The organism is Brevibacterium sp. VCM10 (assembly GCF_000583215.1).
GTDB classification, from domain to species: Bacteria; Actinomycetota; Actinomycetes; order Actinomycetales; family Brevibacteriaceae; genus Brevibacterium; species Brevibacterium linens.
Genome location: NZ_JAJB01000027.1, coordinates 1 through 16448 on the forward strand (window position 1 = coordinate 1; position 16448 = coordinate 16448).

At 65.5% G+C, this 16448-nt stretch carries 14 protein-coding genes and 1 riboswitch; of the genes, 5 read left to right on the plus strand and 9 right to left on the minus strand.

The genetic code is table 11. The annotated features are described in order from the left end of the window. Positions 1-39: 39 nt before the first annotated feature. From glpK to AD89_RS0107555, 8 genes are all read right to left on the minus strand, one after another. Positions 40-1572, minus strand: a complete 1533-nt coding sequence (glpK, locus tag AD89_RS0107520; protein WP_025777989.1) for a glycerol kinase GlpK — start codon at positions 1570-1572, stop codon at positions 40-42. Between the two features lie 58 nt (positions 1573-1630). Beyond that, entirely contained in the window at positions 1631-2353 is a 723-nt protein-coding gene (locus AD89_RS0107525; protein ID WP_025777990.1) for an MIP/aquaporin family protein, read from the minus strand. 131 nt (positions 2354-2484) lie between these two features. Continuing rightward, positions 2485-4203 (minus strand): glycerol-3-phosphate dehydrogenase/oxidase, encoded by a 1719-nt coding sequence (locus AD89_RS0107530; protein ID WP_025777991.1) that lies wholly within the window; start codon positions 4201-4203, stop codon positions 2485-2487. Between the two features lie 203 nt (positions 4204-4406). Next, positions 4407-5384, minus strand: coding sequence for a Ppx/GppA phosphatase family protein (locus tag AD89_RS0107535; RefSeq protein WP_025777992.1), 978 nt, complete (start codon positions 5382-5384; stop codon positions 4407-4409). A 42-nt stretch (positions 5385-5426) separates the two neighbouring features. Further along, positions 5427-6221, minus strand: coding sequence for an enoyl-CoA hydratase/isomerase family protein (locus AD89_RS0107540; protein ID WP_025777993.1), 795 nt, complete (start codon positions 6219-6221; stop codon positions 5427-5429). 22 nt (positions 6222-6243) lie between these two features. Then, positions 6244-7365 (minus strand): bifunctional 2-methylcitrate synthase/citrate synthase, encoded by a 1122-nt coding sequence (locus AD89_RS0107545; RefSeq protein WP_025777994.1) that lies wholly within the window; start codon positions 7363-7365, stop codon positions 6244-6246. Next, positions 7362-8267 carry a methylisocitrate lyase gene (gene prpB, locus AD89_RS0107550; protein WP_025777995.1) on the minus strand — a complete coding sequence of 302 codons (906 nt, stop codon included), beginning with the start codon at positions 8265-8267 and terminating at the stop codon, positions 7362-7364. Before prpB ends, AD89_RS0107545 begins: the two co-directional genes overlap by 4 nt. Continuing rightward, a complete protein-coding gene (locus AD89_RS0107555; RefSeq protein ID WP_025777996.1) occupies positions 8267-9763 on the minus strand; it encodes an MmgE/PrpD family protein in 1497 nt (498 codons plus the stop codon). Before AD89_RS0107555 ends, prpB begins: the two co-directional genes overlap by 1 nt. Before the next feature lie 195 nt (positions 9764-9958). On the opposite strand from AD89_RS0107555, the gene AD89_RS0107560 reads away from it, so the two are divergent. Next, positions 9959-10498, plus strand: a complete 540-nt coding sequence (locus AD89_RS0107560) for a DUF4916 domain-containing protein (protein WP_025777997.1) — start codon at positions 9959-9961, stop codon at positions 10496-10498. Positions 10499-10656: 158 nt separating this feature from the next. Next, the gene (locus AD89_RS0107565; RefSeq protein WP_025777998.1) at positions 10657-11574 is read left to right on the plus strand and encodes a universal stress protein; all 918 of its coding nucleotides are present in this window, start codon (positions 10657-10659) and stop codon (positions 11572-11574) included. A gap of 36 nt (positions 11575-11610) precedes the next feature. Here the strand turns inward: AD89_RS0107565 and AD89_RS18295 are convergent, their stop codons facing one another. Further along, positions 11611-13098 (minus strand): fibronectin type III domain-containing protein, encoded by a 1488-nt coding sequence (locus tag AD89_RS18295; RefSeq protein WP_081770372.1) that lies wholly within the window; start codon positions 13096-13098, stop codon positions 11611-11613. Positions 13099-13312: 214 nt separating this feature from the next. Beyond that, positions 13313-13421, plus strand: a riboswitch (TPP riboswitch). A gap of 22 nt (positions 13422-13443) precedes the next feature. On the opposite strand from AD89_RS18295, the gene AD89_RS0107575 reads away from it, so the two are divergent. Genes AD89_RS0107575 through AD89_RS0107585 form a run of 3 tightly spaced genes read left to right on the plus strand, consistent with a single transcriptional unit; the run spans position 13444 to position 16440 of the window. Beyond that, a complete protein-coding gene (locus AD89_RS0107575) occupies positions 13444-14070 on the plus strand; it encodes an ECF transporter S component (protein ID WP_025778000.1) in 627 nt (208 codons plus the stop codon). Further along, the gene (locus AD89_RS0107580) at positions 14070-15602 is read left to right on the plus strand and encodes an ABC transporter ATP-binding protein (RefSeq protein ID WP_025778001.1); all 1533 of its coding nucleotides are present in this window, start codon (positions 14070-14072) and stop codon (positions 15600-15602) included. The genes AD89_RS0107575 and AD89_RS0107580 overlap by 1 nt, the downstream gene beginning before the upstream one ends. Beyond that, positions 15595-16440, plus strand: coding sequence for an energy-coupling factor transporter transmembrane component T family protein (locus AD89_RS0107585; RefSeq protein ID WP_025778002.1), 846 nt, complete (start codon positions 15595-15597; stop codon positions 16438-16440). Before AD89_RS0107580 ends, AD89_RS0107585 begins: the two co-directional genes overlap by 8 nt. Positions 16441-16448 lie beyond the last annotated feature (8 nt).

Genomic DNA, 16448 nt, shown 5'->3' on the forward strand with positions numbered 1-16448 from the left:
ACCTCGCGCGAGGTTGCTGGGCCGCCGTCGGGTAGTAATTCAGCCGTAGAGGGTTTCGGTGTCCTCGTCGACCCACCCCTTGGAGCGTTCGACGGCCTTGTTCCAGAGGCGGTAGAGACGGTCGACCGTCTCGTCGTCCATCGACGGGTTCCAGCGCTTGTCCTCACGCCAGTTGCCCTTCACGTCGTCCTCGCCGTTCCAGAACTTCACGGCGATGCCCGCCGCATAGGCCGCGCCCAGCGCCGTGGTCTCGATGACCTCGGGACGGATGACGGGCACGCCGAGGAGGTCAGCCTGGAACTGCATGAGCGTTTCGTTCGCGACCATGCCTCCGTCGACCTTGAGCTCGGTGAGCTCGACACCCGAGTCGAGGTTCATCGAGTCGAGCACCTCACGGGACTGGAAGGCCACGGACTCCAGGGCTGCACGGGCGATGTGGTTCTTGTTGACATACCGGGTCAGACCCACCATCACGCCGCGGGCATCGGACTCCCAGTGCGGGGCGAAGAGCCCGGAGAACGCGGGCACGATATAGCAGCCGCCGTTGTCCTCGACCTGCTTGGCCAGGGTCTCGACCTCGGGGGCGTCCTTGATGATGCCGAAGTTGTCGCGCAGCCATTGGACGAGCGAACCGGTCACGGCCACCGAACCCTCGAGCGCGTAGACGGCGTCGTCCTCGCCGATCTTGTACGCGACCGTGGTGAGCAGGCCGTTCTTGCTGGCCACCGGCTCGTTTCCGGTGTTGATGAGCATGAAGTTGCCGGTGCCGTAGGTGTTCTTCGCCTGCCCCTTCTCGAAGCAGGCCTGACCGAAGGTCGCAGCCTGCTGATCGCCGAGGATGCCGCAGATCGGGGTGTCGATGATGAGTCCGTTCTTCGCCCCGTAGCCGTAGATCTCCGAGCAGGACCTGATCTCCGGCAGCATCTCGACGGGAATGCCCATATCCGCCGCGATATCGGGGTTCCAATCGAGCGTGTCGATGTTCATCAGCATCGTCCGTGAGGCATTCGTGACATCGGTGACGTGGATTCCGCCGTTGACGCCGCCGGTGAGGTTCCAGATCACCCACGTGTCCATGGTGCCGAAGAGCAAGTCCCCGGCCGCGGCGGCTTCCTTGACCCCGTCGACGTTGTCGAAGATCCATTTGGCCTTCGGTCCGGCGAAATAGGTCGCAAGAGGCAGACCCACCCGGTCCTTGTACTTGTCCGGTCCCTCGTCCCCGGCGAGTTCGTCGCAGACCTTCTGGGTGCGCGCGTCCTGCCACACGATGGCGTTGTAGACGGGTTCGCCGGTGTTCTTGTTCCAGATGACGGTGGTCTCACGCTGGTTCGTGATACCGACGCCCTCGAGCTGGTGGCGGTTGATGTTCGCCCGGGTCAGGGCCTGACCGATCGCCTCGTTGGTGTTCTTGATGATCTCAACCGGGTCGTGCTCGACCCAGCCGGCGCGAGGGAAGATCTGCTCGTGCTCGAGCTGGCCGGACGACACGATCTGTCCGTCATGGTTGAAGACGATCGCCCGCGACGAGGTGGTGCCCTGGTCGACGGCGAGGATGAACTTTTCCTGACTCATTCTGACTCCTGTGTCGAAGTGATTGTCTGTGATCGTGGTCGGTTGTCTGCGATCGTACTCAGACGAACGCCTGTGAGGCCAGGCCGGCAAGCACCGCACCGACGAGAGGCCCGGCGATCGGCACCCACGAGTAAGCCCAGTCGGAGCCGCCCTTGTTCGGAATCGGCAGCAGCGCATGGACGATGCGCGGACCGAGGTCACGGGCAGGGTTGATCGCGTAGCCGGTCGGTCCGCCCAAGGAGGCGCCGATGGCGACGACGATCAGTGCGACTGCCAGCGGTCCGAGCCTGTCCGGTGTTCCACCGAACAGGAGGATGACGATGACGAGCACGAAAGTGGCCACGACTTCGGTGACGAAGTTCCAGCCGTAGGAGCGGATCTCCGGCCCGGTCGAGAAGGTGCCGAGGATGCTCCCGGCGTCCTTCTCCTCGTCGTAGTGCTTCTTGTACACCGCCCAAGCGAGGACTGCACCGATCATCGCACCGATGAGTTCGGCGGCGAGGTAGGCCACCGTGTTGGCGAAGTTGACGGGGATGCCGTCGGCGTATTCGCTCGCCCCGCTGAAGAGGATGCCGAAGGTCACGGCGGGGTTGAGGTGTGCTCCGGTCTTAAAAGCGACGAAGACACCGGCGAAGACGCCGAGGCCCCAGCCGAAGGAGATCAGCAGCCAGCCGCCGCCGTTGCCTTTGGTCTTGGTCAGGACGACGTTGGCAACGACGCCGACGCCGAGCAGCATGAGCATCGCTGTACCGGCGATCTCATAGAGGAAGATAGTGCCCATATCTCACAAACTCCTATTGTTTGCATTTCCGGTGGGTGTTCCGGCCGATGGTCGACCCGGAGGATGCTCCGGGTCGGTCGATATTCAGTTGTCGGTATTCCGTTGTGGTTCCGCACTTCGCTGTGCACGGTTCAGTGGAGAGTCTCCCCGACCAGGGCCGCCGCCGAGGCGTCGTCGTCGGTGGCCTCGGCCGCGACCTGAGCGTCGACGTGAGCGTTGAATTTCTCAACCTCGGCCGACTGCCGATCGGCGCCCCATCCGAGGACGGGCGCGACGATGGCCGCGACCGCCTCGGCGGCGTTCTTGCCTCGGTCCGGGGCTTCGTAGTTCAGCCGCATCCGCCTCTCGAGGATGTCGCCGAGGTGGACGGCCCCCTCTGCTGCGGCCGCGTAGTGGGCCTCGACGCGCAGGTAGCGTTCGGCGCCTTCCAGCGGCTGACCGAGCTCGGGATCCTCATCAACGAGGTCGAGCAGATCCTCGATGAGGGTGCCGTAGCGGCGGATGAGCCGCTTGACGCGGTCTTCGTCCCAGCCGTACTTCTCCGCGATCCCGGATTGGCCGCGCCGCAGCGCACCCACTCCCTGGGCGCCGAGCAGCGGCACGGATTCGGTGAGCGACCGGCGGTCCTTCGCATCGTCGCCGAGGACGAAGTCGACGGCGTCTTCGGCCATCACCCGGTAGGTGGTGAACTTGCCTCCGGCGATCGCGGCGAGGGCCGGTTCGACCTCCATCACGGTGTGCTCGCGGGAGACCTTCGTCGAAGCCTGCCCCTCCTTGACGACCGGCTGGAGCAGCGGCCGCAGTCCGGAGTAGACGCCGATGACGTCGTCGCGGGTGAGTTTGTCGGCGAGGATGGCGTTGGCGTGTTCGAGCAGGTAGTCGATGTCCTGCGAGGTCGCCACCGGGGCGTCGACGTCTTCGTTCCACGGGGTATCGGTGGTGCCGATGACCCAATAGCCTTCCCAGGGGATGACGAAGAGGACGGACTTCTCCGTCTTCGAGATGATTCCGGTGTTCGGGTCGGCCTTGATCTTGTCCTCGGCCACCGTGATGTGCACGCCCTTGGAGGCGAGCACCTTGAGTCCGGCATCGGCCTTCGCCAGATCCTGCTGCTCTTCGGTCCAGACTCCTCCGGCGAGGATGGTGCGGCGGGCATGGATGTCGAATTCTTCACCGGTGATCTCGTCCCGGGCGTGGACGCCGGTGACCTGGTCGCCGTCGTGGAGGTAGCCGATGACGGAGACGTGGTTGGCGGCTGCGGCCCCGTAGCTCACGGCCGAGCGGACCAGGGTCATGACGAAGCGGGCGTCATCGACCTTCGCGTCATAGTATTCGAGGGCTCCGACGGCGGCGTCGTCGGCCAAGCCCGGGAAGTGGGAGCTCAGTGCCTTCTTCCCCAGGTGGCGGTGCATCGGCACGGCCCGTTTGCGGCCCGGCCGAGTGGCCATCGTGTCGTAGAGGAGCACGCCGGAGCCGATGAAAGCGCGGTCGATGAGGCGGTGTTCGAAGGGGAAAACGAAGGCGACGGGTTCGACGAGATGGGGTGCGGTGTGCTGGAGCAGCAGGTCGCGTTCCTTGAGAGCCTCGGCAACGAGTTTGAAGTCGAGCATCTCGAGGTAGCGCAGTCCGCCGTGCATGAGCTTCGAGGACCGGGACGAGGTTCCCGAGGCCCAGTCCTTGGCATCGACGACGCCGACCTTGAGTCCGCGGGTGGCTGCGTCGAAGGCCGATCCTGCTCCGGTGACTCCCCCACCGACGACGAAGACGTCGAGCGGGTCCGCCGCGCTCGTCTTCTTCAGTGTCTCGAGTGCCTGGTCACGGAAGTTCGGGGACAGCTCACCATTTCGCATCGGCAGAAGCGCACTTTCTTTCAGACGTTGTTGTCATTCACCATTGTCACCCCAGCGGTTGATGCCGAGGGCGCACTGCGGCGAATAATCAAAAACTAGCAGGCTATTCTGAACGGCGATACCGACCGGTAGCGAAAGCCTGCTGAGATCGGCGGCCGAAGCGCGGCGTGACGGGCAGGCGTTGCGAGGTCCGTGAGGGCGGCTCAGTCGAGGGCGGAGACGGTCTCCACGCGCATCGCCGAGGACTGCTCGGCAGAGTCGAGGAGGTCGAGTTTGCGCATGATGATGCCTTCGCGCAGCGCCCATGGGGAGATGTTCATCACGCCGATGTCGAAGATCGTGAAGGCCGCCTCGGCGACGATCGCTCCGGCCAGCACCTGACCGGCACGCGCCTCGGAGACGCCGGGCAGGGTCGCCCGCTCTTCGGGGGTGCGGGATGCGAGGGTGTCGATGATGCCTTCGAGGTCGCGGCGGAAGAGCTTCCTGGGAGCATAGATTCCGTCGCCGCTCGGAGCGGCACCGGCGATGCGCGCCAGGGAGCGGAAGGTCTTCGACGAACCGACGACCTGGTCGGGCACTCCGACCCGATTGATGTCGCCGGCGATGCGTCCGATCTGCGCCCGGGCATGCTTGCGCAGCCGGTGGATGTCTTCTGCAGTGGGCACCGGGTCAGGGAGGAAATCCGAATAGGTGCGTCCGGCTCCGAGCGGAACCGACACGGCGGCCTGCGGGTACTCGTCCTGACCTGCCGCGATCTCCAATGAACCGCCGCCGATGTCGAGCAGCAGGATCTTCCCCGCCGACCACCCGAACCAGCGGCGGGCGGCGAGGAAAGTCACGCGTGCTTCGTCACGGCCGGACATGACGTTGAGGGTGACCCCGAGCTGGGCGTTGATCGATTCGATGAGGCTGACCCCATTCGGAGCTTCCCTGACCGCCGAGGTGGCGAATGCGAGAATCTGCTCCGCCCCCTGGTCTTCGGCGATCTCGACGGCATCGGCGATGAAGGAACGCAGTCGTTCCTGACCTTCGGCATCGATCGAACCGTCGTCGCTCAGGTATTCGGCGAGCCGGAGCACCTCCTTGTGCGAGGTGGCCGGCAGGGGCGGTGCTCCGACGTGGGCGTCGACGACCAGGAGGTGGACGCTGTTGGAGCCGATATCGAGGACTGCTAGGCGCATTCGCTCAGTTTATCCTCTCCTCGGGACTCCGTGCCCACGAACTCAGGAACCGTTCTGCCATGCGGATTTGGCGAAGCCGAATTCCGGCGGCTCCTTGGCAAAGAAGGCTTCCTGGCCGCGGATGATCTCGTCCCGGTAGGCATCATCGAGCCACCGAGGCGGCTGTGTGCCCTCGGTCAGTTCACCGTCGAGGATCGCCTTGGCTCCGACCTGGCTGAGCCGGGACAGTCCCACGATCCGCTCCCCCAGAGCCTGCGCCGTCTCGAGCGGGGTGTCGGAGACCTCGTGGAAGAAGCCGAGTTCGGCCATCGTCTCGAATTTCACGATCGAGGCCGTGATGAGCAGATACCTCGCCCAGGCATCACCGAGGATTCGAGCCAGTCGCTTCGTGGGTCCGGCCGGGTAGACGAGTCCGAGCTTGGCTGCGGTGACGCCGAAGATCGATCCGGGGGCGGCGATGCGGATATCGCAGGCCGCGGCGATCTCCGTTCCCCCGCCCACGCAGTTGCCGGTGATCGCGGCGATCGTCGGTGTCCGCGAGTTCGCCAGGGCCGCCTCGGCGGTGGAGTTGAGGTCCCAGAAATCATCGAGCGGCACATTGAGGTCGGCAATGTCCGAACCGGCGGAGAAGTGTCCGCCGGCTCCTGTGATCACGAGCGCGCCGATCGAATCATCGGCATCGACGTTCGCGATGATCTGCGGCAGCGCCCGCCACATGGGCCGGGAGATCGCATTGCGCTTTTCGGTCCGATCAATGACGAGGGTTCCGACCCCACCGGAGACGGCGAAGTCGAAACCCTCGAGATCGACCGGACGGTATGTACCGTCTGGTCTCATGTGTGTTCTGCCTTTCGAGAGGTCAGCCCCGACTGTCGGGAACCTCGCGCTGGTCCTCACCGTCGTAGGCGCTCAGGGGACGGATGAGAGCGTTGCTGGCCTGCTGCTCGAAGATGTGCGCGGTCCAGCCGGTGATGCGAGCCATCACGAAGATCGGGGTGAACTGCTCGGTGTCGAAGCCCATGAGGTGGTAGGCCGGGCCCGAGGGATAGTCGAGGTTCGGGTAGATGCCCTTGCGCCCGACGAAGTCCTCTTCGAAGGTGTTGTACAGATCGAGCAGATCGTTCGCACCCTTGACGGCGACCATGTCCTCGAAGGCCTTGCGCATGGTCGGAACGCGCGAATCGCCGTTCTTGTACACGCGGTGGCCGAAGCCCATGATCTTCGCCTTCTTGGCCAATGCCTCGTCGATCCAGGCAGACGCCTTGTCGGCGGTGCCGACCTCTTCGAGCATCGCCATGACGGCTTCGTTCGCTCCGCCGTGCAGCGGGCCCTTGAGCGCACCGATGGCACCGGCGACCGCCGAGTACAGGTCCGAGGTGGTCGAGGTGATGACGCGACCGGTGAAGGTCGAGGCGTTGAACGAGTGCTCGGCGTAGAGGATCATCGACACGTCGAAGCAGCGCACGACCTCCTCGGCGGGAACTTCGTCGAAGACCATCTTGAAGAAGTTCGCGGCGTAGCCGAGGTCCTTCGTCGGGGCGATCGGGTCGAGGCCGTGACGACGACGGTGGTCGATGGCCACGATCGTCGGCAGCTGGGCGTAGAGACGCTCGGCCTTCGCGAGGTTCGCCTCGGCGCCCTCGGCGTCGGCCTCGGGGTCGACGGCGCCCAGGTAGGCCACGGCCGTCTGCACGACGTGCATCGGGTGGCAGTCCTTGGGCAGGCCGAGGATGAGGTCGACGAGCTTGTCATCGACGGCACGCTGGGAGCGTTCGCGTTCCTGGAATTCTGCCAGCTGCGCCTCGGTGGGCAGTTCGCCGTTCCAGATGAGGTAGGCGACGTCTTCGAAGCTGCGCTTGGCGGCGAGCTCCTGCACGGGGTAGCCGCGGTAGGTCAGAGAGTTGGTCTCCTGGACCACTTTGGACACTGCGGTGGTGTCGACCACGACACCGGCGAGGCCCTTCTTGATTTCTTCGGTCACTGGTGACCCTCCTGTGAGAAGTTGAATACTGCGGCGTCGAACTCGTTGTACGCCGAGTAGTCGATCGTGTCATACAGGTCCGCACGGGTCTGCATGCCCTCGAGCAGGTCCACCTGAGTGCCCTTGTCCCGAATGGTCTGCAGGCCCGATTTGATCGCACCCATGGCGATGCGCAGAGTCGTGACCGGGTAGATCACAAGTTTGACTCCGACATTCGCCAACTGTTCGGTGGTGAACAGTTCGCTCTTTCCGAATTCCGTCATGTTCGCCAGGATCGGCACGTCGACGGCCGAGGCGAATCTCTCGAATTCTCCGAGATCTCTCATCGCCTCGGGGAAGATCATGTCCGCTCCCGCATCGGCGTAGGCTTTCGCCCGGTCGATGGCGGCGTCGAGGCCCTCTCCGGCGCGGGAGTCGGTGCGGGCGCAGATGACGAAGTTCTCGTCTCGGCGTCCCTTGACGGCGGCCTTGATGCGCTTGGACATCTCGGCCGCGGTCACGACCTCCTTGCCGTCGAGGTGGCCGCAGCGCTTCGGGTTGACCTGATCCTCCAGGTGCATGCCCGAGATTCCGGCGTCCTCGAACTCCTGGACGGTGCGGGCCACATTCATGGCTTCGCCCCATCCGGTGTCGGCGTCGATGAAGGTCGGCAGGTTCGTCACTCGGGCGATATTGCGGCCGTGGTCGGCCACCTCGGTGAGCGTGGTCAGCCCGATGTCGGGCAGGCCCATGGCCGCGGAGAACGCGCCGCCGGAGATGTAGACGCCTTCGAAGCCGGTCTGCTCGATGAGCTGAGCGTTGATCGGGTTGATGGCGCCGGGGAACTGGACGATCTCGTCGCCGGCGAGCAGCTCGCGGAACGTGGCGCGGCGCTCGGCGGGGGTTGCCTGTGCGCCGAGCATCAGAAGATTCCCTTCGATCCGCTGTGCTCGAGTCCGTCGACGGCGAAGCTCAGTTCCGCAACGCCCTTGGCGTCGAGGCTCTCGAGGTTCTCGGCCAGATCGAGGAAGCGAGCCTGCTCGGAGTCGGAAACGATGCCCTCGGCCAGGGTCTTGAACTTTTCGATGTAGTTCGCACGGGCGAAGGGACGGGCACCGAACGGGTGGGCGTCGGCGACGGCGATCTCGTCGGTCAGCGTCGAGCCGTCCTCGAATTCGATCTCCACGCGACCGCCGAAGGCCTTCTCGTTGGGGTCGATCGAGTGGTAGCGGCGGGTCCACTCTGGATCCTCGGTGGTCTCGATCTTGTGCCACAGTTCGACCGTGTCGGGACGACCGGCGCGCTCGGGAGCATATGAGTGCTCGTGGTGCCAGCCCTGGTCCTGCATGGCCACGGCGAAGATGTACATGATCGAGTGGTCGAGGGTCTCGCGGCTGGCACGAGGATCCATCTTCTGCGGATCGTTCGCACCGGTGCCGATGACGTTGTGGGTGTGGTGCGAGGTGTGGATGACGATGCGCTTGATCTTCGTCAGGTCCTCGATCTGTCCGCCGAGCTTGCGGGCGAGGTCGATGAGCGCCTGGGCCTGATATTCGGCCGAGTGCTCCTTGGTGTAGGTGTCGAGGATCGCGCGCTTCGCTTCGCCCTTGCCCGGCAGCGGGATGGTGTAGCGGGCTTCGGGGCCGGAGAGGATCCAGGCGATGAAGCCGTCCTCGCCTTCGTAGATCGGGTTCGGGGCGCCCTCGCCGCGCATCGCACGGTCGACGGATTCGACGGCCATCTTGCCGGCGAACGCCGGAGCGTGGGCCTTCCAGGACGAGATCTCGCCCTTGCGCGACTGACGGGTCGCCGTCGTCACGTGCAGTGCCTGCTGGACGGCCTGGAAGGTGACCTCCGTGGGCAGGCGGAGCATTGCGCCGATACCGGCGGCAGCCGAGGGACCGAGGTGGGCGACATGGTCGATCTTGTGCTCGTGCAGGCACATTCCCTTGACGAGGTCGACCTGGATCTCGTAGCCGGTGGCCACACCGTTGATGAGGTCTTTGCCGCCGATGCCCTTGTGCTGGGCGACTGCGAGCACGGCAGGAATGTTGTCTCCGGGGTGTGAGTACTCTGCGGCGAGGAAGGTGTCGTGGAAATCGAGTTCGCGCACGGCCACACCGTTGGCCCAAGCGGCCCATTCCGGTGAGAAGCGGTCACTCACCGGCAGACCGAAGATGTTGGCACCGGGATTGAACGGGTGGGTCTGGGCCTGTTCGCGAGCATGGGTCGGAGCGGAGCGACGCACGGATGCGGCAGCCACAGAAGCGTTGTCGATGACGCGGTTGATGACCATTTCGGTGACATCTGAATCGATCGGCGTCGGGTCGGATGCGACCTCGGCGATCTTCCATGCGAGCTGATCTTCGCGAGCCAGGTTCTCTGAGCTCTTGTAGGTGCGGACTTCATGATTGATCATGGATACCCCTTCATAGTCCTTGACCGGAAATGGTCACGTAGTGCTGACACAACTGTAGGCCACGTCACTTGGCAGGTCCCTGCCGGTCGGAAATTTATCTCGACATCAAGATATTTTACCCGAAGCGTGTCCCAGTTCACCAACGGGGTCTCCATGCTCTTCTGCCGCGAGGGATGGTTGTGGGAATATTGGGTCATGACTCGGACTGCCCTGGACTTCGACGAGAACTGGTTCGACGACGCGGAATATGCGCGCCTGCGCAGACGCATGCCGATCCCCTATGTCAACGCCATCCCGGTGCGGGTGGGCGAGACCGGCAACGTCGAACGCATCGGCCTGCTGCTGCGCAGCCTCGAGGACGGCACCCTCGGACGGGAGGTCGTGGGCGGGCGGATCCGCTTCCATGAGACGATCCGCACCGCGCTGGTGCGTCACGCCGAGAACGACCTCGGCCCGATGGCGCTGCCGGTCATTCCGCCGGCGATCAGCCCGTTCCACATCGCCGAATACTTCCCCACCGAGGGTTCGGCCCTCCTCCATGATCCGCGCCAGCACGCGATCGCCATGTGCTTCATCATGGAGGTCCGCGGCGAATGCACTCCGCGGGCCGATGCCCTCAGCCTCGACTGGCTGACCCCCGAGGAGACTCTGCGCCCCGATATCGTCGGCGAGCTCTGCTACGGCCAGGACCATATTCTGCGCATCGCGCTGGCCCACCTGGGCTTCCGCGTCTGAGCCACGGGCGCGCCCGGGTGAGACGAAGCTTCTCACCTCCGGACTTTTTCTACAGTCCGTAGAATTTGCTTGGTAGACTGAAGGCGACGCGGACGATATCGTCTGTCGGGGCCGTCGTCGGCGTCTGGGTTGTTCTGGCCCCGATCGAGAGGTGCGAGATGTCTGCTCAAACCAATCCGTCCGAATCCGGCCTGAACCTCGAACTCGGTGTCCTCGTCGGCTTCGACGGTTCCGAACTCGCCGCCCAAGCCGTCCGCTACGGCGCCATCGAAGCCGAACGACGCAGAACCGTTCTCACCGTCGTCACCGCCTATGAGCTGCCGACGATGATCTACCCGAATATGGCCTCCATCCCCAGCGAGCCGGAAGACGAGAAGGCGAGGAAGCAAGCGGAGAAGACCCTCGCCGAGGCGGTCGACCTTCTGCGCGACTACCCCGGTGAGACGTCCTTCCGCACCGAACCCGGCAACTCCGCCGGTGCGCTCGTGACTCTCAGCGCCGATGCCGAAGTCGTCATCGTCGGCGCCCGCGGGCGCGGCGGCTTCATGGGCCGCGTCCTCGGCTCCGTGTCCACGGCCCTGCCGGCGCATGCTCACTGCCCGACGATCGTTGTTGCCGAACGGTCGACTTCAGCGTCCGCGGACACTGGCCCGGTGGTCGTCGCGGTCGACGGGTCCGAGACCGGTCGGGTCGCCATGTTCACCGCAGCCGCCGAGGCGACCCTACGCGGAGCGGAGCTCGAACTCGTCGTGGTGCTGCCGGCCGGTGAGGAGTGGCTCTATTGGTACCCCGATCTCGAACTCAGCTCCGAGGTCACCGCGCGACGGAAGAAGCAGCTGGCCGAAGGTCTGGAGAAGGAGGCCGCGACGCTGTCCGAGCAGTTCCCGGACCTGACGGTGACCAACTCGGTGCCGGTCGGCGATCCGACCGAGACCCTCGTCGAGATCAGTTCGCGCGCTCAGCTGACGGTGATGGGCACCCGCGGGCGCGGACGGATCCGCAGCGCCCTGCTGGGATCGGTCTCGCGCGGAGTACTCAATCACGCCGGAGGCCCGGTCATGGTGGTACCGAGCTGATGCGAAGCGTCGGGCCGATCAGCAAGGCTGTGGCAATCAGCTGAGCCCGCCGCCGGTGCGGGGAAGGTCTCCATCCCCACCCGCCGAGGCGGTCCCGGAGGAACCCGCATCATCATTCGTCCCTGCGGCGTTCGCCTCGGCCGCTTCTGCCTCGGCGCCCGGGGCGGGGTCGTCCGCCTCGGCGCGCCTGAGTTCGACATCGTCGATCTGCTCGGCTGTTGCCTGCGCTTCCGCCCGTTCGCCATCGGCCGACGCTCCCCCAGCGGGCACCTCATAGGTCGTCGCCCGCAGCGCTTCGTCGCTGACGCGGACTCGGGTGAAGGCGGGCACGTCGTTGTGGACGCTCTTGCCTTCCCAGTCGAGGCCGGGAACGTAGTTGTAGAACTTCGATCCCGATGACGAGGTCAGCGTGAGGTAGAGCGTCTGCCCGTCTTCCTTCTCCTCCTCGGCTCCCGCTTCGGAGCCCTCGACGGGCTTGCCCTCCCCGTCCATGAGGAAGGTGCGGTTATAGATGTGGTCGTGGCCGGAGACGACGAGGTCGATGTCATTGCGGGCCGCGACCGGTGGGATCGCCTTCCGCAGCCGCTTCACATCGAGATCGTTCCAATGTGTTGCCGTCGAATAGATCGAATGGTGGAATCCCAGCACAGTCCATCGTGCCTGGCCACCGTGTTCGGCGACGACCTCGTCGATGAACTCGGCGTGGGCGTCCAAGTCCGGACTGTTCGAGTTGATGTTGAGGAACAGGACTCCGTCTTCGATGAACCAGTAGTCGCCGCCGGAGGTGATGATGCCTCCGCCGCCGTGATCCTGGCTGACATTGGGTCGGTTGAAGTGCTGTTCGTAGGCCTTCGAAGACACATCGTGGTTGCCGATCGTGGTCGCCTGCGGGATCGTCCGGGTTGCTTCCGGGGCCAGGTACTGCGCGCACTGCTCTTGGTTGCCGGCGGAGTTGACCTGGTCTCCCAAGGAGTAGAAGAAGCTCGGGTCGTCGGCAGTGGCCACGGCCGTCGACAGGGTCCGGTCCCAGCCGGTGGCGTCGTCGGGGTCTCCGCCTCCGGCGCCGACCTGGGGGTCGCCGAAGACGAGGAATTCGTCATCTCCTCCAGACGATCCTGTGGTGAACTGCTGCACCTCGGTGAACCCGTCCTCGTCGCTGCCGACCTGGTAGGCGTAGTCGGTGTCGGGTTCCAGGTCGGTCATGCTCGCATGGTTGAAGTGACGTTTGAGGTCGGTGGCGAGACCGGAGTCCGTGGTCTGAGCCGCTGCCGCGTCGGCGGGAAGTTCGCCTCCCTCGAGTTCATTGACCGGCGCCCACTGGACTTCTCCCCCGCCGGAGTTCTCACTCATCCACGAGAGGTTGCGCGTCGTCGAGTCGGCTCCGACCTGCAGTACGGGATCGGTGATCGCTTCACTCCCCGCATCCACCTCGGCGGGTGTGTCCGTCGGGTCCTGGCTCGCGGTCGAACTCGGGCCGCCCGAGCCGAGAGATGGTTCGGCACGCACGGGCACCGGGGCCGCCACCAGAGCGGCGAGCAGGGTGGCGGCGGACAGGGCACACTGAGCGGTCTCTTCAGTCGATGCGTATTCACCCGCCTATTCCTACTGACCAGTAGTGTCCGGTCGTTCGAGGACCGTCGACGGGAAGGGAAACGGGAAGTGAATCCTCGATGACCGACCCCGGACTCCGCGTCGTTTCCGATCCCAGCCTCCGCGTCGCTCCCCTGTTGTACAGTGGTGGCTACGACAGGGGAGCGCCGTCAGGGGCGCTGAGAGTGCAGAAGAAGCTGCAGACCCTCGAACCTGATGCGGTCAGTACCGCCGAAGGAAGTCGAGACTCTTCACCCCTCCTTGATATGAGGAGGCACAATGCCGAATACCACCGCGCCGACCACCACCCCCGCCCGCGCGCAGGCTTTCACCGCGGCGCCGAAGACCAAGCAGTGGCGGGTCGTCGACTATGTCACCACCGCCGTGCTCGGCATCGCCGTGGGACTCGTCTTCTGGGTGCTCGCGCTGAGCTGGAAGGTTCTCGAACTCGCCTTCCAAGCATTCCCGCCGTCGATCGGCCTCATCGCTGGACTCTGGGTGCTGGCCGGTCCGCTGGCCGGTGCCATCATCCGCAAACCCGGTGCCGCACTCCTGTGCGAACTCATCGCCGCGATCGTCGAAGCCGTGCTCGGCTCCCACTTCGGGGCGACCGTTCTGCTCTCGGGACTGCTGCAGGGCCTCGGTGCCGAACTCGTCTTCGCCGCCTTCGGGTACAAACGCTTCACCCTGTGGGTCACCGCCGCTTCGGGTGTGCTGGCCGCGGCGTTCATGGCCGTGAGCGAGAACATCATGTACAACGCCGAATGGCAGTTCGGGTTCCAGGCGATCTATGCGGTCTGCGCGATCGTCTCCGGCCTCGTCATCTCCGGGATCGGCGCCTGGTACGCATACCGGGCGATCGCGGCCACCGGAGCTCTGAGCTCCTTCGCCTCCGGCCGTCGCTGATGGCGCTGCCGATCACGGCCGCCGGCTTCTCATGGACGCACACCGACCGTGACGCGCCGGCCGTCGGTCCGCTCGACCTGCAGATCGCGGCCGGAGAGAAGGTGCTGCTGCTCGGCGCCTCCGGAGCGGGGAAATCGACGTTCCTCCACGCCGTCGCCGGTGTCCTGCCCGAGGAATCGGGTGAGGCCACCGGTGAACTCCTCGTCGGCGGAGAGAAACCGGATCCTCGCCGAGGCAGCACCGGGCTGGTCCTCCAAGATCCCGATTCGCAGGTGATCTTCTCCCGCGTCGGTGATGATGTGGCATTCGGGATGGAGAACCTCGGACTCCCGGCCGAGGTCATCGAGGCTCAGGTCCCCGAGTCCCTGCATGCGTTGGGACTCGATCTGGCCCCGGAGCATCCGAGTGCTGCCCTGTCCGGTGGGCAGAAGCAGCGGCTGGCTCTGGCCGGAATCCATGCGATGGCCCCGGAGGTCATCGTCCTCGACGAACCGACGGCCAATATCGATCCCGCCTCGGCGACCGAGGTCCGCGATGCCGTGCTCACCGTGCAGGCCGAGACACAGGCGACCATGCTCGTCGTCGAACACCGGGTGGAGCTGTGGACCGAGCACGTCGACCGTGTCATCGTGCTGGGCGGTGACGGGATCGTCGCCCAAGGTCCGCCCGAGCATATCTTCACCGATCCGGACCTGACCGAAACGCTCATCGGCTGCGGCATCTGGATGCCGCAGGACTCCCCCACCCCGCGCCGAGGCGGAACCGAGGGATTCGGTGGGACGTCGGGCCGCCTCGGCGAGGTTCTGCTACGCACAGATCGGCTCAGCGTTGCTCGACCGCGCATGGCCACCCCCGCCGCGACCGGACTGGACCTGAGCCTGAGCGCCGGTCAGGCCCTCGGAATCATCGGTGCGAATGGGGCAGGCAAATCGACCACGGCCCTGACCTTGGCGGGCCTGCTGCCCGAATTCTCCGGGCAGGTCCTCGCCGAGGCGGCCCTGCGGGAAGGAGCCAAACGGCCCCGACCGTTCGCGTGGCCGTCGAAGCAGCTGGCGGCGCGCATCGGGATGGTCTTCCAGGAACCGGCCCACCAGTTCCTCACCTCGAGCGTGGCGGCCGAACTCGAGCTGGGTCCCCGGCTGGCCGGGTGGTCTGCCGCCGAGTCGCAGGCACGGGTGGATGAGCTTCTTGCGGGTCTCGGTCTCACCGGTTTGGCGCAGGCTCATCCGCAGAGTCTCTCCGGTGGGGAGAAGCGTCGCCTGTCGGTGGCGGCGATGCTGGCTCCCCGGCCCCGGGTGCTCATCGTCGATGAGCCGACCTTCGGTCAGGATGCGCTGACGTGGGCGGGGTTGGTGGAGATGTTCCTCGATGCCTTGGATCACGGTTCCGCAGTGGTGGCGGTCAGCCATGATCTGGCGTTCCTCGAGGCCATCGGCGCCGATCTCCTCGAGCTCGGCGACCGCGGCCATGAAGAGCGATCCGACGGCAATAAGTCGGATTCGCATGTCAGGGCGGGTGAGCGCGGTGAGTAAGGGCCTCGATGAGCACGTTCGCCACTCCCCCGAGGTCGCGGTACAGGATCCGGGGCAGCTCATCCCCGTGGTGCGTTCGACCGCTTTGGCTCGGTGCAATCCGCTGACGAAGATCGCAGTCGCTCTCATCCTCATGGTCGGGGCGCTGCTGAGCATCGATCTGGTCTCTGCCGGGGTGGTGCTGCTGGCAGCAGTGCTGGCGCTGCCGGCGACCGGACTCGATCTGGTGGCCGCGGCCAAGCGGCTGTGGTTCCTGCCCGCCGGCGCTCTGCTCGCCGCTTGGGGCACTGCTCTGTTGGCGGAGAAGACCGGGGATGTGGTCGTCGACTTCGGTCCGATTCTGTTCACCACGGGGTCCCTGGCCGCGGCTGCGGCGATCTTCGTCCGTGCCCTCGCCTTGGCGATCCCGCTCATCGTGCTCGCGTCGACGATCGATCCGCGTGACCTCGCCGATGCGCTCATTCAGCACCTGCGCCTGCCAGAGGTCGTCGTCGTCTCGGTTCTCGCGGCCTCACGCCTGCTCGGACTGTTGGTCAGTGAGTGGCAGGTGCTGGCGATGGCTCGCCGTGCGCGCGGTGTCGCCGGAGGTTCGCTTCTGCGACGCACGGGTAGCCTCTTCAGCGGGGTGTTCGTCCTGCTCGTGGTCTCGATCCGCCGGGCGACGACCTTGGCGATGGCGATGGAGGGTCGGGCATTCGGTTGTCCTGGACGGACGTGGCGCAGGCGGTCGAAGTTCGCGGTCCGAGATGTCGTGGCGGTGCTTCTCAGTCTGGCCGTCTGCGCGGTCGCGATCGGTGCGGCTCACATGCTCGGAGTCTGGAACCCGATCATCGGGTGAGGCGACGC

Bases quoted from the DNA above. Each gene is read 5' to 3' on its own strand.
- AD89_RS0107555 (WP_025777996.1), bottom strand. From the start codon at position 9,763: ATGATCAATCATGAAGTCCGCACCTACAAGAGCTCAGAGAACCTGGCT.
- AD89_RS0107530 (WP_025777991.1), bottom strand. From the start codon at position 4,203: ATGCGAAATGGTGAGCTGTCCCCGAACTTCCGTGACCAGGCACTCGAG.
- AD89_RS0107575 (WP_025778000.1), top strand. From the start codon at position 13,444: ATGCCGAATACCACCGCGCCGACCACCACCCCCGCCCGCGCGCAGGCT.
- AD89_RS0107565 (WP_025777998.1), top strand. From the start codon at position 10,657: ATGTCTGCTCAAACCAATCCGTCCGAATCCGGCCTGAACCTCGAACTC.
- prpB (WP_025777995.1), bottom strand. From the start codon at position 8,267: ATGCTCGGCGCACAGGCAACCCCCGCCGAGCGCCGCGCCACGTTCCGC.
- AD89_RS0107560 (WP_025777997.1), top strand. From the start codon at position 9,959: ATGACTCGGACTGCCCTGGACTTCGACGAGAACTGGTTCGACGACGCG.
- AD89_RS0107525 (WP_025777990.1), bottom strand. From the start codon at position 2,353: ATGGGCACTATCTTCCTCTATGAGATCGCCGGTACAGCGATGCTCATG.
- AD89_RS0107535 (WP_025777992.1), bottom strand. From the start codon at position 5,384: ATGCGCCTAGCAGTCCTCGATATCGGCTCCAACAGCGTCCACCTCCTG.
- AD89_RS0107580 (WP_025778001.1), top strand. From the start codon at position 14,070: ATGGCGCTGCCGATCACGGCCGCCGGCTTCTCATGGACGCACACCGAC.
- glpK (WP_025777989.1), bottom strand. From the start codon at position 1,572: ATGAGTCAGGAAAAGTTCATCCTCGCCGTCGACCAGGGCACCACCTCG.
- AD89_RS0107540 (WP_025777993.1), bottom strand. From the start codon at position 6,221: ATGAGACCAGACGGTACATACCGTCCGGTCGATCTCGAGGGTTTCGAC.